At 50.7% G+C, this 13,417-nt stretch carries 21 protein-coding genes; 16 read left to right on the plus strand and 5 right to left on the minus strand.

All coding sequences use genetic code 11. The features are described from left to right. Positions 1 to 39: 39 nt before the first annotated feature. The 3 genes from ASN89_RS07250 to ASN89_RS07260 all read right to left on the minus strand — a co-directional run bounded on the left by ASN89_RS07250 (position 40) and on the right by ASN89_RS07260 (position 2,389). Positions 40 to 1,029, minus strand: a complete 990-nt coding sequence (locus ASN89_RS07250) for a helix-turn-helix domain-containing protein (RefSeq protein ID WP_058048796.1) — start codon at positions 1,027 to 1,029, stop codon at positions 40 to 42. Positions 1,030 to 1,256: 227 nt separating this feature from the next. Then, positions 1,257 to 1,817, minus strand: coding sequence for a hypothetical protein (locus ASN89_RS07255; protein ID WP_058048797.1), 561 nt, complete (start codon positions 1,815 to 1,817; stop codon positions 1,257 to 1,259). Then, the gene (locus ASN89_RS07260) at positions 1,814 to 2,389 is read right to left on the minus strand and encodes a hypothetical protein (protein ID WP_058048798.1); all 576 of its coding nucleotides are present in this window, start codon (positions 2,387 to 2,389) and stop codon (positions 1,814 to 1,816) included. The genes ASN89_RS07255 and ASN89_RS07260 overlap by 4 nt, the downstream gene beginning before the upstream one ends. A gap of 464 nt (positions 2,390 to 2,853) precedes the next feature. On the opposite strand from ASN89_RS07260, the gene ASN89_RS28595 reads away from it, so the two are divergent. The 3 genes from ASN89_RS28595 to ASN89_RS07275 all read left to right on the plus strand — a co-directional run bounded on the left by ASN89_RS28595 (position 2,854) and on the right by ASN89_RS07275 (position 3,967). Further along, on the plus strand, positions 2,854 to 3,246 hold the full coding sequence (locus ASN89_RS28595; protein ID WP_152988490.1) for a hypothetical protein: 393 nt from the start codon (positions 2,854 to 2,856) through the stop codon (positions 3,244 to 3,246). Further along, positions 3,203 to 3,637, plus strand: a complete 435-nt coding sequence (locus ASN89_RS07270; protein ID WP_058048800.1) for a hypothetical protein — start codon at positions 3,203 to 3,205, stop codon at positions 3,635 to 3,637. Before ASN89_RS28595 ends, ASN89_RS07270 begins: the two co-directional genes overlap by 44 nt. Positions 3,638 to 3,754: 117 nt before the next feature. Further along, positions 3,755 to 3,967: a hypothetical protein gene (locus ASN89_RS07275; protein ID WP_058048801.1), complete on the plus strand. Its 213-nt coding sequence runs from the start codon at positions 3,755 to 3,757 to the stop codon at positions 3,965 to 3,967. Positions 3,968 to 4,378: 411 nt separating this feature from the next. Here the strand turns inward: ASN89_RS07275 and ASN89_RS28600 are convergent, their stop codons facing one another. Beyond that, the gene (locus ASN89_RS28600) at positions 4,379 to 4,630 is read right to left on the minus strand and encodes a hypothetical protein (RefSeq protein WP_152988491.1); all 252 of its coding nucleotides are present in this window, start codon (positions 4,628 to 4,630) and stop codon (positions 4,379 to 4,381) included. Positions 4,631 to 4,672: 42 nt separating this feature from the next. On the opposite strand from ASN89_RS28600, the gene ASN89_RS28605 reads away from it, so the two are divergent. The 6 genes from ASN89_RS28605 to ASN89_RS07305 all read left to right on the plus strand — a co-directional run bounded on the left by ASN89_RS28605 (position 4,673) and on the right by ASN89_RS07305 (position 8,390). Continuing rightward, positions 4,673 to 4,990, plus strand: coding sequence for a hypothetical protein (locus ASN89_RS28605; RefSeq protein WP_152988492.1), 318 nt, complete (start codon positions 4,673 to 4,675; stop codon positions 4,988 to 4,990). Between the two features lie 23 nt (positions 4,991 to 5,013). Continuing rightward, positions 5,014 to 5,274 (plus strand): hypothetical protein, encoded by a 261-nt coding sequence (locus tag ASN89_RS07285; RefSeq protein WP_058048803.1) that lies wholly within the window; start codon positions 5,014 to 5,016, stop codon positions 5,272 to 5,274. Between the two features lie 65 nt (positions 5,275 to 5,339). Continuing rightward, positions 5,340 to 6,107, plus strand: coding sequence for a hypothetical protein (locus ASN89_RS07290; RefSeq protein ID WP_058048804.1), 768 nt, complete (start codon positions 5,340 to 5,342; stop codon positions 6,105 to 6,107). A gap of 358 nt (positions 6,108 to 6,465) precedes the next feature. Next, entirely contained in the window at positions 6,466 to 6,696 is a 231-nt protein-coding gene (locus tag ASN89_RS07295; protein WP_058048805.1) for a hypothetical protein, read from the plus strand. 12 nt (positions 6,697 to 6,708) lie between these two features. Continuing rightward, entirely contained in the window at positions 6,709 to 7,668 is a 960-nt protein-coding gene (locus ASN89_RS07300) for a hypothetical protein (protein WP_058048806.1), read from the plus strand. Positions 7,669 to 7,847: 179 nt separating this feature from the next. Further along, positions 7,848 to 8,390, plus strand: coding sequence for a hypothetical protein (locus ASN89_RS07305; RefSeq protein ID WP_058048807.1), 543 nt, complete (start codon positions 7,848 to 7,850; stop codon positions 8,388 to 8,390). Positions 8,391 to 8,601: 211 nt separating this feature from the next. Here ASN89_RS07305 and ASN89_RS28970 read toward each other — a convergent pair whose 3' ends face one another. Beyond that, complete coding sequence (locus tag ASN89_RS28970; protein ID WP_161911753.1) at positions 8,602 to 8,769, minus strand: hypothetical protein; 168 nt, start codon at positions 8,767 to 8,769, stop codon at positions 8,602 to 8,604. 309 nt (positions 8,770 to 9,078) lie between these two features. On the opposite strand from ASN89_RS28970, the gene ASN89_RS07310 reads away from it, so the two are divergent. The 7 genes from ASN89_RS07310 (at position 9,079) to ASN89_RS07340 (ending at position 13,224) form a co-directional block, all read left to right on the plus strand. Next, positions 9,079 to 9,396 (plus strand): hypothetical protein, encoded by a 318-nt coding sequence (locus ASN89_RS07310; protein ID WP_058048808.1) that lies wholly within the window; start codon positions 9,079 to 9,081, stop codon positions 9,394 to 9,396. A gap of 34 nt (positions 9,397 to 9,430) precedes the next feature. Next, on the plus strand, positions 9,431 to 9,757 hold the full coding sequence (locus tag ASN89_RS07315; protein ID WP_058048809.1) for an H-NS family nucleoid-associated regulatory protein: 327 nt from the start codon (positions 9,431 to 9,433) through the stop codon (positions 9,755 to 9,757). Between the two features lie 1,042 nt (positions 9,758 to 10,799). Beyond that, a complete protein-coding gene (locus ASN89_RS07325) occupies positions 10,800 to 11,312 on the plus strand; it encodes a hypothetical protein (RefSeq protein WP_058048811.1) in 513 nt (170 codons plus the stop codon). 223 nt (positions 11,313 to 11,535) lie between these two features. Further along, complete coding sequence (locus ASN89_RS07330; RefSeq protein ID WP_058048812.1) at positions 11,536 to 11,967, plus strand: hypothetical protein; 432 nt, start codon at positions 11,536 to 11,538, stop codon at positions 11,965 to 11,967. Positions 11,968 to 12,060: 93 nt separating this feature from the next. Next, positions 12,061 to 12,438, plus strand: a complete 378-nt coding sequence (locus ASN89_RS28610; protein WP_152988493.1) for a hypothetical protein — start codon at positions 12,061 to 12,063, stop codon at positions 12,436 to 12,438. Between the two features lie 55 nt (positions 12,439 to 12,493). Next, positions 12,494 to 12,958, plus strand: a complete 465-nt coding sequence (locus ASN89_RS07335) for a hypothetical protein (protein ID WP_058048813.1) — start codon at positions 12,494 to 12,496, stop codon at positions 12,956 to 12,958. Then, positions 12,955 to 13,224 carry a hypothetical protein gene (locus tag ASN89_RS07340; protein WP_058048814.1) on the plus strand — a complete coding sequence of 90 codons (270 nt, stop codon included), beginning with the start codon at positions 12,955 to 12,957 and terminating at the stop codon, positions 13,222 to 13,224. Before ASN89_RS07335 ends, ASN89_RS07340 begins: the two co-directional genes overlap by 4 nt. Positions 13,225 to 13,417 lie beyond the last annotated feature (193 nt).

Consider the following 13,417-nt stretch of genomic DNA (forward strand, 5'->3'; position numbering starts at 1 on the left):
CATAGGTCGGGACCACCGCTCCATCAGAGCGATTAGCAATTAGGCAGTAGCCGTTTTTGTCTCACCATCGGCTTTAGCATCGAAGATTGTGGCCTGTTGCGAATGGTCAACAGAGATATCCGCTTTCGCTTTCTGCATCTCTTCCATCAGGGCAAGCAACTTCTCACGCGTATCAACGCTCAGAGAGTCGAATGCTGGATCCATCTTCACATCCTCCAGGGCCGAGTACAGTTTCGGCGCAGACCGTTTAACCAGCTTGTCAAAGCGGCTGGCCGGCTGAATATTCTTTTTCGTAATACGGAGCGGCTTCCCGTCGGGCACCTTCGCTGCCACGGCATCTTCAACCATTTCCGCAGCATCTGGTCCATGCTCTTTCAACAGTTGGACAGCGAGCGTGACAGTCAACGCTTCATTGGCAACGCGCTCGCGCAACACTTTTGGCGCCGACATGAGCAGCAGTAGGCTATTAACCCACTCGCCCGAGAAACCAAGTCGACGCGCGATTTCGTTCAACGACTCCCCTTCACTGACCAGGCGTTGGCAGGCAACGGCGTACTCATACGCAGAGTGAGTGTTGCCCTTATTTCCGTTAACCATGGCGAAGGTCAGGTCCGCTACGGACATTGGCTTGTTGTCCTTCCTGGTCGGGACGATAACTGAAACGTCTGTAATCAGCGGGCGACCTTCGGCAGCCAAACGTTCATTGGCGATTGGAATTGCCAACAAGCGGGTATGACCATCGAAAATATAAACACGGCTCTCACCAGCTTCATCGCGTTGAATCAAGCCGGTCATTGGCTTGTGAAGGAAGTACCCCTCATTGAACATCGATTCAGCATACTCGTTGACCGTCGCCCAGTATTTATCATTGTGAACGCGGATATTAAAGCCTTCAATGATCAGCAGCTCATTAAAGGGGACTTTCCAAACATTACCTGACGTGGCGCCCAACACTTTCATGGCGTCTTTGAGATTGCCAGGGTTGATTTCGGCAGTAAATTCAGATTCCAGCTGGACCAGGTTGAGCATGAATGCAACTCCAAAAGTTGATAAATATGTAGGTTACAGTAACCTTGGACGGTAGCAAGCGACAATCAACGCATGGGGTGACCGAATCGTGGCCCCAGAAATGCAGTGTAAATTTCATGAGGCCATGATTATCAACAGCTTACTTCGTAATTTTAGAGGACACAGTGTCCGCTGTCAGCAAAGACCCAAGGGAAAACCATTGATCCGCGACAAGGCGAGGCAGGTGCCTAGCCAGTGATGCTGCCATGGTCTGTGGCGCGTTGACGTTGGTCGTCGCTGAAGCCGAACACTTTTTTCCGAAGCAAAGTGAACGTACGCAGGAACGGCCCCATATTGTCTTCAGCGACCTCTGCCAGGGGGCTATGCATCAGCTTGTGAAGGGCACGGTCAGCTTTAACCAACGCATGGAAAAGTAACTCTGCCTCATCCGAAACAATTCTCATCGTACAGGTCGCGGCCGGGGCGACATCAGGCATATCGTAGGGACGCGCCATATCTTCGAGTCGTTCCGCCTCGACGGCCAGATCATGCAACATGGCCCGCGCATGCATACGACGATGGAATCCTTTGGTGTACCAGAACAACTTTGCACTTGTGAAGTTGAAGTCGCGGCGCATGACGCGACTCAGCACATGCGAGTACAACTCGGCGTTCAATCGAATGTCATCGCCGGAAAGAATAATCGATTCGATTCTTTCCACCCCTTTGATGACGAGCGGGTTCCCTGTGTTTTTGCCAACCTCAGGAGTCGTATGAATTGTGCCAACAAGAACCTGGTCTTCCATCATGCTATCCCTCCAGCTTCGGCAAGTTCTCGCGCCGACTTTTCCTGTTGGTTTCGGGTGGAGCAATACAGTTTCAAATCGGAGAAGGCCGACTCAAAAGGCTGGGTGTAGGCATGAACCATATTTTCTGCCAGCTTATTGCTGTCAACTGCAAAGTTGAGCTTAGCGTATGCAGTATCGGCCAACTGGAATGCCTTGAACAAGCCGGCCGCCGTTGACGAAACAAGTCGAAGTGGTACGGACCGCCCATTCGTCCCTGTTGGGGATGCAAACGAATCGCACTCGATAACCAGAAGGTCAGCCTGCATTCGCACTTCATCTAGAAGGCTACGCACTTGTTCCCGTCCGCCTTTTCGACGTTCACGGTGAAACAACTTTGTAGCAACGAAATTGAAGTCTCGGCGCACTACCCGACAAACCTGCCAGGAATAGAAGAGGGCTTCGACTCGGTTCTCGAGACGTACGTTTATGATCTCAACGGCATCGGTACCCTTTAGGGCCAGGCCGTCGGCTGTAAGAACAGTACCATTGTCGAGAATGGTAATGTCGGATGGGGATGTCTGCGGAAATTCCATGTTTGTGAGCTTAATTCTGTGTTGCAATGCCTATGCGGCGAATGCTATGGATAAAAACCAACTTTTCTATCTGGCGGCAAGAGTCAAACTCAAGCGCAAGGCTCTAGCTTAGAGGGGTCTATCATGAACGCAAGCTGGCACGCGCCCTAAAAACCGTGATAATATGTAATGTCGAAATTTGACGTGGCCGGCTACCGGCATTGCCATACCCGATTCTTGGGGACTCAGCTCACGATTCACGGAAACCGTGAGCTACTTGAGCTAGATGATTTCATACCGCCCAGCGGACTTCATCAGAATCTCATACTACAATTTCAAGCACATTTGCCAGCTGCATCGCGCGGATGGCTCGCTGCAATCATAAAACGCATCCAAGTACAGAAGAGCTGACCTTAATTTTGCATCGACCATACGGTTTCGACAAAAAAGGCATCAACTGAACGATCTCAAACATTAGGAGCTTCATGACCGACCACCCGCAAGAAAATCACCTGGAGCCTACTTCCGTAGCAACCAGCACATTTTTCAAAATCGAACTGGAGCAATACAACAGCGCTTTCGGCATCTCGGCTGAAACACTGCGCGTACTGGCGGCCAGCTACAACGTAACACCAGAAGTTTTGATCAATCGCGCGTTGACCATGTGGGCACAGGCAGTGATTCCGGACCTGGATCTGGACACTCCAACCCTCACACCTGATCAGATCAAGTTTCTGGAACAGCGTCAGCAACGCGCCGATGACAAAACAACTCAACCAAAGCAAACGCTCGCTGAAGCGTTCAAACAACTTCTCGAGGGAGTAGGAGAAAACCATGATAATGCAAAATCCAGCCCTCGAAATGGGGGACATTCTTAGAGCTTGGGTGCCGTATGATGACAAGCCAAACATAGCCGGTCCGAAATTTCGACCGGTTATTTTTTTGGGCGAAACAGTTATCAACGGCATCAAAAATTGGGTCGTTGCCTACGGTACGACTCAAATGTACTCCAGCAAGGAATCGAAAACGGGTACCGACTTCATCGTACGTTGCATGAATGATCGCAGCATGGTACTGAACAGTGACACCCGCTTCGATTTCAATAGGCTGTTCGCCATTCCGGCAACGCCCGAGTTCTTCTCGCCAAACAGAAGCAGCAGCCTCATCAGGAAAGTTCAAATTCCTGCGCAGGATCTACAACAAGCTGCGGCTTGCATGCACGCCGCAAAAGTTGGTCTGGCACTCAGTCGATTTGGTGTCAGGCTATAAAAAGGTAACTTAGTTCAGACAATTCCCCCCAATTGGGGCGGGTTGTCTCTCGTGCGCTTTCTAACGAGAGTGCACCAGGGACAACCCGTCCATCTACCTTTTGAGGAAAATAATTGTATGAACACTTCTGCCGCTCCGAAGCAACTTCAGTGGATGATCAACGTCGGAGTTAACCAGGCTGACGTAGATTGGCTTGAGCGCATGGATGGGTCGGACGATCTACACATGCCGGGTAATCGTGAACGTATCGAGCGCATCTATACCGACGCCTACTCTCGCATCTTGAAGAGCAGCACGCCAGACCTCTACGTGAAACAAACACTGAACTGATATAACGGGAGGCGCTCAACGACGAGCGCCGACCACCCAATCCTTCCAACCAGCACAGCTTCTCTCTGCCCTGCAGCGATGAGCACACGCTCAAGTATTTTCTTGCCTTTCTAGGCAACCCACCACCGTGTCGCGTCCTGCCGCACGAACATCAGTCGCAATTCAGATCGACAACCACGCTAAGCCCGCCCAGCTAAGCTCGATCGCGCCGACTATACCAAGGTCAACAAGATCCTCGAAGCCCTTGGCGGTAAGTGGAACAAGAAAGCCCACAGTCACGTTTTCGCCAATGGCGACCCAGAGGAGTCGATTGCAAGCTACCTGGAGACAGGCAAGCTCGATAAACCCGAGAAGTTCGGGTTCTTCCCGACTCCGGAGCCGCTGGCCCGCGAACTTGTAAGGTTGGTTGGTCTACGGCCTGGTCAAACAGTTCTCGAGCCTGAAGCCGGCATTGGCGGAATAGCCAGTGTCTGCGCTGAAATCGTTGGGAAAGAGAACATCACCTGCTACGAAATCCAGCAGAAGAACTGCGATGTGCTGCGAAGCCTCGGCTTCCGCGTCGAGCAGGCCGACTTCCTTACGATAGAGCCAATTCAACAGTTTTCGGCCGTAATCCTTAATCCACCATTCGAGTCCCAGGCTGACATCGCCCATGTCATGCACGCTTTCAAGTTCCTCGAACAGGGAGGCACGATGGGAGCAATCATGTCGATCGCAGTCACTTTTCGCACGAATAACAAGACAACGCAGTTCCGCGCCTTCCTCGATTCTATGCGGGCGCGGGTCACGATCAACGACAAGAATGCTTTCAAGGAAAGCGGTACCGCTGCTCAAACAGTAACCGTCATCTTCCAAAAACCACACGAGTCATCCACTACGTCGCCTGCCCGCATCGAGGTCGCACGTCAAACCCCAGATCCAATTCTGGCGCTGGAAGACGATCTGGAACACGCAGCGAAGGCCACGGCCATCGTGGCAACCCTCCCACGCAAACAGCAACCTGCGCAAGCATCACTTTTCTAAAACTAACTTTTCAAGAGGAACCCATGACCATGCTGATTATGTCAGCGAACCAGGCACGCTCATATCGCACAGCCAGGTTCAACAGCCGTGCACGTGCCATGCAAAGCTGCCTACCAACCGTGCCAGTTCGTATTGTGTTCATGAACGAACAGTACAACGCATTCCACCAGCGCAACGAATGTGTGTTCGCGAGCTATGCGGACGCAGACGACAAATCGTTGATCGGAACCTACTTCCAACACGCGCTCATGAACTTCTCCAAACTGAGCATCTCCAGCCAATAAACCAACATAACGCCAAGCAACATCCTCGGCACTTCAATTGTGTAGTACGCACCAAGGAACAAACAATGTGGCATATCAAAGAACCGATTCAACTGCCTGAAACCATGCGCCAGGCACGTGGCTATCACTATCTCAACAACTCGTTTCGTCCCTTGTGGCTCGAAGGCCTGCGCGTCGCTCACGAACTCCTCGACCTTCACGAAGAAGAAAACGGAAATGAGACCTACTACCAGGATAGCTTCGGCGCCGACTACATCGCGGCGCTTGCCGATCCTCAGTTCAACACAGCCAACATCGTGTTCGACGGCGAGACTGATCCTGCGATGGCACATCTGCACCGCATCAACCAGCCAGCTTGGCAAGCATTCAAGAACGCTCAGGAAAGCCTCAAATTGGCCCCTCGAGGCGCGATTGCATTGCTCAATTCAGAAGGGCGCCGGCACATTCGAATCCACGCTGGAGACGGCTACATTAGCGAATGCCGGACGATGCGCACTTCGGGTCCAAAGCCATCCGTTCGTGAGATACAAGAGTGCCTGCTCTCGTACGAGGGCTATCTGGCCCGGTGCCAAGCAAAAGAAGAGCGGACAATCCTCAGCAATTTTGCTCGCCTGCGCGACTTGAATCTGCAACCTGGTCAAACGATCCGCGACGTTGAGCTGACGCACAACGGAAAACGCTCGAAAATCAGCTTCACTATCCAGTCCATCTCTGCAACCGGATTCCTGTCGCTTGCAGATGGCGTACTACGCGGTAGCCGAAATCGCTTCACCGCAACGGTAGCGGCCTGCCCCCGCTTTACCCGACGACACGATCATCACCGTGACGCTTAGGACTATCGAACACAGCTGCTACCTTGTTGATAGGGCAAAGAAGCTGGCGGTACAACTGGGCCTCGTCACAACAGTCGACGATGTACCTGAAACTTACGAGACGACATTCGGCTTAGTGCGCGAGAAGAACGAGGAATACTTACTTTCTACGCTCAGCTTTACACTGTCACTTGGACGCTGCCACCGAGCGTCAACGCCACGCTGCTGCAGGGCTGCGCTGCCCCCGGCCAAACTCCCCAACAGAGTCTCTTTTAACAAGCACTTCAATCCCGGACGCGCAGATCCCTGTGCGGTCCATTCACACGCCTTTCGCGTAACCACCAATACACCCTCAGGGTGCCCTACAAGGAAAATACTGATGGATAAGAAAAGCCCAATAAGCCGCCTGGCGGACGCCGGTATCGGCTTCGATGGTTCACCTTTACGGATTAAAAAAGATACCGAAGAATCTGCAACTCATTCCCAAACTAGGTTCGATGTACACAGGCACAGAAAATTCAAATTTAAGGCAGTGGTGGGCTTGGTTGTACTTATAGGCGCCGCCGCCGCGTACTTCTACAACGGGGGCATTTGGATTTACTACGATTAGGATGGGGAGCCCATGTTCAACGAATTACCAGTACGGCAAAAAAACGCCAACCTAGCTAGCGAATTCGTCATGCGTGTTGGCATCCCCCACAGCGGAGGAAAACTCGCAGCACACGCATTCAACGAAAATTATCCAGCCATGGTGTCTGCTTCGGCTTTCTGGAACCGAACGAAACGAGAGTTTCGGATTCCAGAGGCAACGGACCTCAGTGAGTTGGACTTTGCGCTCGATTCTGCCGGATACACCGGCATTCTTAACTTTCAACGTAATGGCGTTCAAGAGGGTATCGCAGGGATTTTCCCATGGAGCTACACCGCATACATGGAGTTCGCGAATCTGTCGGGATGCAGCTGGTATAGCCAGGCGGATCTGTGTGTGGAGCAAGCAGTTGCAAAAAATCGCGAAGCCATCGACTACCGCATTCGCGCTACGGCAACTATCATGGAGGGCATGCTCCAAATTTTGTATGAATGGCAAAATGAACTGGCAAGGTCATGTAATTCAACGGTTGTCGCCAATATGCTGCGCCCCCCAGTGCCAGTCCTCCAAGGTCGCAATGTAAGCGACTACCTCTTCAGTTTGGAACTGCTCAATTCTGTATGGGACAGGTGGCATGGTTGGCTCGACACGCCAACATTGATAGGTATCGGCAGTATGTGCCGTCGTGATCTGCATGACGCAGAAGAAGGGTTGTACCCGATCCTAGAAACACTCAGTCGAAACTTCCCAAGTAGTTCAAGAGCTCACTGCTTTGGGGTCAAGAATCTGGCGCTGAACGAACTTCCTAAGATGGGCTTCATCGCTAGCTCAGATAGTATGGCCTGGGACTTCAACTCACGTGTCAAAGCACACAAACAAGGCGTCTCGAACTCTATTGAACGGCGTTCGAACGAGATGACAGCTTGGATGCGAGCGGCCATGAACCGCATCGCCGCCAGCACCAGACTTCCAAGTTCCTTCCTCAACAACTAAAGCCGTCTGCCCTGATTACCAGGGTAGCGGCTTTCCCTTTCTCCGGCCACACGCCAGCTTTTCTGTGCACGCGTACCGAACAGCTTCAACCCGGTTATCACAGCCGATCTTCGGCATCTAACCACATACCACCCGGCATAATTTTTGTCGCAAGGTACCTAAAACAAACTGGAAAATCCATGAGCAATGCCACCACCCTGGCCACCGCACCATTTACACCTACCCCTGAGATGATTTCGGCCGCCGAAAGCCTGCTATTGGCGATCGCATATGAGCGAACGGTACGCCCAATCGTCGAGGGTTACGAGCGAAAAATTCTTGCGGAACGCAAGTGGGAGGTAAAGTCTGAAATGCAAAAAGAACCTGGTGTGATGGAGTACATCACTGCCAGCAATCTGACTTGGCTGATGTCTGGCGAAGACTTTGAATCCTATCGCAAGCGGTGCAACGAGGAACGGGTTGCAGCCAAACTAGATTCCGCAGTCGACGACAGCCTGCCCCAGGACGACTATTGCCCGCTTCTGGTAGCAGTTGACATTACAAGGAAGATGAAAATTACTCTGTGCGAGGTAATGGCCAGCGTAGCGAAAATCAGTAGTGACGACATGATGATGCTCAGTACCGAAGAAACTGAAAGACTGGTTGAAATGAGCCTTAACCTCTTGGTGGGATTCGTTGCAAACCCATTAGCTGAGGGTGGTCGTTCTAAGCCCACAACCTAAATAGTCGTGCAGTCAATCCGGAGAAACCTCCAAGCTGGCACCCCGGACCACAAACGAAAATAATATAGCCTGACGAACAAGCCCCTCATTCCTATAACCGGAATGGGGGCGGGTGTCAGTTCTTGAAAATTCGTTGCCAAAAGTCAATACACAATTCAACAGGCCGCTAACTATGTTGGCGCGCAGAGCCGGTATCTATGGCCATGACAGCTTAAGCGCGGCTCTTAGCAATGTGTTCGGCGCACGCTTCTACGCTGAATTCTTGCCCTTCGTAGTCGTCGACGACATCACGCTCGTCGGCTGAAAGTATGACAGTCAGACCTTTCCGGCCAAGCTTCTCCTGGACTGCCGTGAAGTAATCACTTGATGCCTGAATCATGTTCTCTCCTTAGTTAAGTCGGTTTTACTTCCCTGAGATCATCCCACAGAAATATGTCTCGAAAGACTATCTCCGGAATTGCAAAACGCAAGCTACTTTATAGCCGAAGTCGAGGATAAATGAGTAGAGCTAGGATGACGTAAGCACCGATGCTATTATCTCAAAATCAAAAATTATGATGTGAGGACCTTCACCGATAGAATGGTCGAAAACCTGTCAAACGAGCAAGAAAGCTAAAACTCACCTCGACAAGGAACCCTCACAAATAATTGCTGCTTTTATGGCAAACTTATTTTTTATGGAATTTAAATGAAAAAAATTGCAATTCTTATGCTTGCGGTTGTACTAAGTGCGTGTGGAAACAACGGAGGAGAGTTCGAGGGGAAGTGGGTCGAAACAAACGACGGAACATCCCTGATGTCGATTGAACGAAATAACAATGAATTCCTGGTAACAATTAGCGACAGCACGGAACCCGCCGATGCCTTTACTCCAATCCCGGCGACTCTGAAAGACGGAAAACTCTTCTTGGAAAGATCGGGCGCGACGGTCACTTATGTGAAAGCAACAAAAACCGCAGTTGTCAGCAGTATGTTGGCAGGAGCAGAATTTAAACGTGCTAAATAATTAACAACAGTATTATTACAAAAAAGGAATTACCATGACCGACCTGAGCAACTATTCGTTGGATCAACTCAAGGATCTGCAAACCCAAATCAAAAGCAACATTGCATCCCGCGAGAAGGAAGCAATCGCGAATGTCCAGCAGCAAATATTGACTCTTGCCGAAAGCGTTGGCATGACAGTCGCACAACTCATGAACATCAAGGGAACAAAAATGGGGAAACCCGTGAAAACCGTGGAGCCTCGCTACCGCCATCCCGATAGTCCTGAACTGCAATGGACTGGCCGCGGTCGTAAGCCCCACTGGATCCAAGCATACATCGACACGACAGGCAAGGATCTGGATTCGCTGCTGATCAAGTAAAGGTGAATGACATAGTGAAGGGCCAATACCAGGTACTCCGCTATGCTGAGTTACCATCACCATAATTAAAAGTAAGGAGTAGGTTCGCGAAAGCGATCCTACTCCTACTCTTACTCCTACAGCATCCGTTGTGCCAGGCTCATTAGCTTGCAAGTACGAATTGTTAGTGTAAAATTGACCTGTCGCCATGCGGCATTGTAGTTGCACTCAACTCCTTCATGCACCAGTGCATTGACGAGTTCAAAAAAACTCCCCCTTTTTTCATCACCGCCTTGCGGTAAAACTGTTCGCTTTCGAACTTCAAACACCTGTCAACAAATTGCGTCGTCGGAACTTCTTCCGGCACGGATGGAGGCTCCGATACGTATTCTAGGAGCCCCTAATGAAATTAAAATAGCCTACCCCCCCCCCCATCATCTGGATTGGTTTATCAATCCGAACTCTTCGGAAATCTTCAAGTACGGCCTGGTTGAGTGTGCGACAAGGCAATTATTAATCAAATAATATTTCAAGAATTTTCCTCAACTCAAACGCAAAGAAAACTCCTCAGCATTTTCTACGGTACGACTATCAGTGTCGTGCAGCCTATAGCTGTTCAAAACAGTTATTGCCATCCACGGTATGATCCTGACCGGCTCCAATTACATGGATCGGACACTGTCGCGCGCGTAGGGGCAATGCGAAGGAGATTTGCCACGCCTGGTGCCAACGTCAAAACGTTCGGCAAAATGCGGCTGAGATAGCAATACAGAATACACAGGAGCGCATTGACGCTTCGCTTCAACTCTCTACCACCTGGGTGAACCTTCCCCAGTGGGGCAGGTTCGTCCTCGTTTCAAGGATTAAACATGCTCCAAAAAAACTCCATTACTCAAAACATCCAGCCTCCAATTGTAGCGGCCGGATCGATGCTCACCGCCACAAACTTACTTTTTAGTTTCCTCTTTGCATGCTGGCACCCGATGCTCGTATACAGCCGTACCAAGTTCGAATACATACTCGCTGACCTGATCGGCGCCACATACCAAGCGCGTGCTGCCTCATGAAGACTGCTAAAGACCTCCAGGCATCATTCGGACAGCGCAAGCCGAATCCACAGGAAGTGGCGCTGCTCCACAAACTCCGTCACCAAGACGTTGAACACCTCCTCCAGAAAGACGTGATCACTATCAACGGTATCTTGGGTTTAGACTGGGGTGGCAGATTCGCCATCGCAAACAGACACTTCGACAAATGTGACGACGACGCGAAGCATGCGCTTCTACACGATCAGCATCACGCTGTCCGAGCGGCTGCGTCCCTGTTCAAACCGCCGGTGAAGTTAGCACGAGTCGGTGCAGTGGCACTGGCGATTATGGATGGCAAGCCAAACATAGGTACGCTAAATGGCGTGAAATCACTTGAAGGTATTGAAGAGATGATTATTTCAACGCATCCCTTTGCCGTCCTTGAAGCTGCCGAAAAGTTCATTTCCGGCTTCGAAGATGACAACACGCAGTTTGGCGTTGGAGAATTGCTCGCCCAACTGCGGGCCTGCATTAATCCCATCCGGTAAATCTCTATAACATTCCGCCTTTCCCTCATCCAGGGCAAGGCGGATGTTTTTTTAGCTTTCGCTTCATATTTTTCGTGCCCCTCACATTGTTAGCGTTGCACGGAATACGAAGACTCATAACATCGATTCGTCTCTCAATGTCGCTTTACAGAACCATGCTTCTGTACGGCCACTCGGCCAACTCCTTTCAAATCGCCAGTCGCTGGCAAATTATGGAGTAACCATGGATATCGAAATCACATTCGCACAATTTAATGAATTGACCAGCCGATTAGACCAGGAGGTTTGTACTGGGCTCAAGCGCAAATTGGAAAGTCAACACGGAATTTATTTTGTGGAGCAGCACAGACTTGGTGACCATGTCATTTTTTCGGTCCACACCGATCAGCATCGCTTAGAAATCCTATCGGCATTCATCCCCCTTCGTCGAAAAATCGAAGACCTGTGTACGATTCAGCCAACCCTCGCAAAGTTCCTTTGCATACGCCATCTAATCAACCCTAATGAGCTCGGCTGGTGGCATGTTGACCAGAGTTATGGAGATCACGGGTATGCCACATTCTGCGTAAATCCACTTGATATTGACGGTATCCACGCCTTTATTGCGGTGCTAGCAAAACACATTCTTGAGCATCTCATACAGATACACGCTTGAGTCACTTCACAAATCCGCCAAAGCTCGAAAGATCGAAAGCTATCTCAGAGGTTTTCGCAAACTGGGAATTACAAGAAATACAAAGGTCAACTCATGTCATCAAATCTACGCACACCTGTGCAGACCACTCCTTCATTGGTGCCCACGGCATGTTACGCCGAAGCAGTTGTGTTGCACGGTATTCACGACGGCATCGCATTGCCGCCATTAATCGAGGACCAGTTTTTAAGCAAGCTGAGTACCTCTGGCTCTGTTCTTTTTGGAGGCGCCACGTATGTATTGCTTCCTCACCATGTGGGTGGCATACGGTCCGGATGGACTGTAAATGCAATCTATCCAAATGGATCGAAAAAAACCTTTGGTGAAGGTCACGCTTTAACCCGACCTCTAGCCGTTCAGGTCGCAAAAGAAGATGCAATGGACTGGTGGATGAACCGCCGTGAAACACAAGCGCAAGTAACTTTGGGCTAGCCCCGACTACTACACAAACTTTACCCTAGTGGGGCTCTCCCGCTAGGGAAGCCCCATGCCCAAAATGGAGCAGACAATGGCTTTTTCCTGTACAGACTTTACCGACAACATCCTCAATCACCTTATTAAACTTGGAGCAATCACGGAGGATGACTACGACCCTGAAGACCCAGAATCTCAAGCTAACGCTGCTCTCGCGGCGATCAACAAACTCAGCGCACCCAGGGAAGATTTGCTCACCCCTGTCTCCAACCCCACGGCTGCGGCATTTGGCAAGAATGGGGAAGTAAATTCCACATGCTTCATGCAAGAGCTGCTTGCCTCACACGAGACACTTACAGGTATCGGAGATATCCACGGCGTCTACACTCTCGCAGACTGCATGTACATGCTTAGCGCATTGCAGAGAGGCACGTACATCGAGGTCCACCGCCCGAGCGACTCTAAAATCCTGGAAGTGATTCAGTCTCTTCCGTCCGCAAAGGTTTGGATGACTCACGTAAATGAGATTGATGCATGAAACAAGCTCAAATTTTAGCTGTCTCACATATCAGCATGGGCGTCATAAAAGCGGTCGAAGCGGCCGGCGACCTTGGGGCCCCTGGTGGCGTACTCTACGCAGCCATGCAATCCCACGGCGCCAAGCTGAAACAGTTCCAATCGATCATGGACATGCTTACCTCCCCCGGATACCTGATGCTGGAAGTTGACTGCTACCACACCACGCCATGTACCGCGCAAATGAAAGCCAGGCTGGCGCTAGTAATCGCAACAGTCGAACGTTAAAAATCCACAGTTCCCACCATACACACCAGCTCAGCGTTGGTGTGTATTGATGGGCTGCCTGACTGATCTTTGCCCTGCATAGATGAGTAGGCCCATCGAATTTCTACGCCGTCCATCGGCAATCCTTCATGGCCAAGCGCCTCTATAAATCACACATCGTTGGCAAACTCCACTCGGACTGCCACTTGAAATA

The organism is Janthinobacterium sp. Ant5-2-1 (genome assembly GCF_001445815.1).
Lineage (GTDB): Bacteria > Pseudomonadota > Gammaproteobacteria > Burkholderiales > Burkholderiaceae_D > Janthinobacterium > Janthinobacterium lividum_E.

What these genes read in the sequence shown, in the direction of transcription:
- ASN89_RS07335 (WP_058048813.1), top strand. Translation starts at nt 12,494, where the DNA reads ATGCCCAAAATGGAGCAGACAATGGCTTTTTCCTGTACAGACTTTACC.
- ASN89_RS07330 (WP_058048812.1), top strand. Translation starts at nt 11,536, where the DNA reads ATGGATATCGAAATCACATTCGCACAATTTAATGAATTGACCAGCCGA.
- ASN89_RS07270 (WP_058048800.1), top strand. Translation starts at nt 3,203, where the DNA reads ATGATAATGCAAAATCCAGCCCTCGAAATGGGGGACATTCTTAGAGCT.
- ASN89_RS28610 (WP_152988493.1), top strand. Translation starts at nt 12,061, where the DNA reads ATGTCATCAAATCTACGCACACCTGTGCAGACCACTCCTTCATTGGTG.
- ASN89_RS07300 (WP_058048806.1), top strand. Translation starts at nt 6,709, where the DNA reads ATGTTCAACGAATTACCAGTACGGCAAAAAAACGCCAACCTAGCTAGC.
- ASN89_RS07325 (WP_058048811.1), top strand. Translation starts at nt 10,800, where the DNA reads ATGAAGACTGCTAAAGACCTCCAGGCATCATTCGGACAGCGCAAGCCG.
- ASN89_RS07315 (WP_058048809.1), top strand. Translation starts at nt 9,431, where the DNA reads ATGACCGACCTGAGCAACTATTCGTTGGATCAACTCAAGGATCTGCAA.
- ASN89_RS07305 (WP_058048807.1), top strand. Translation starts at nt 7,848, where the DNA reads ATGAGCAATGCCACCACCCTGGCCACCGCACCATTTACACCTACCCCT.
- ASN89_RS07295 (WP_058048805.1), top strand. Translation starts at nt 6,466, where the DNA reads ATGGATAAGAAAAGCCCAATAAGCCGCCTGGCGGACGCCGGTATCGGC.
- ASN89_RS07310 (WP_058048808.1), top strand. Translation starts at nt 9,079, where the DNA reads ATGAAAAAAATTGCAATTCTTATGCTTGCGGTTGTACTAAGTGCGTGT.
- ASN89_RS07285 (WP_058048803.1), top strand. Translation starts at nt 5,014, where the DNA reads ATGACCATGCTGATTATGTCAGCGAACCAGGCACGCTCATATCGCACA.
- ASN89_RS07255 (WP_058048797.1), bottom strand. Translation starts at nt 1,817, where the DNA reads ATGATGGAAGACCAGGTTCTTGTTGGCACAATTCATACGACTCCTGAG.
- ASN89_RS28605 (WP_152988492.1), top strand. Translation starts at nt 4,673, where the DNA reads ATGTCGATCGCAGTCACTTTTCGCACGAATAACAAGACAACGCAGTTC.
- ASN89_RS07290 (WP_058048804.1), top strand. Translation starts at nt 5,340, where the DNA reads ATGTGGCATATCAAAGAACCGATTCAACTGCCTGAAACCATGCGCCAG.
- ASN89_RS07340 (WP_058048814.1), top strand. Translation starts at nt 12,955, where the DNA reads ATGAAACAAGCTCAAATTTTAGCTGTCTCACATATCAGCATGGGCGTC.
- ASN89_RS07275 (WP_058048801.1), top strand. Translation starts at nt 3,755, where the DNA reads ATGAACACTTCTGCCGCTCCGAAGCAACTTCAGTGGATGATCAACGTC.
- ASN89_RS07260 (WP_058048798.1), bottom strand. Translation starts at nt 2,389, where the DNA reads ATGGAATTTCCGCAGACATCCCCATCCGACATTACCATTCTCGACAAT.
- ASN89_RS28970 (WP_161911753.1), bottom strand. Translation starts at nt 8,769, where the DNA reads ATGATTCAGGCATCAAGTGATTACTTCACGGCAGTCCAGGAGAAGCTT.
- ASN89_RS07250 (WP_058048796.1), bottom strand. Translation starts at nt 1,029, where the DNA reads ATGCTCAACCTGGTCCAGCTGGAATCTGAATTTACTGCCGAAATCAAC.
- ASN89_RS28595 (WP_152988490.1), top strand. Translation starts at nt 2,854, where the DNA reads ATGACCGACCACCCGCAAGAAAATCACCTGGAGCCTACTTCCGTAGCA.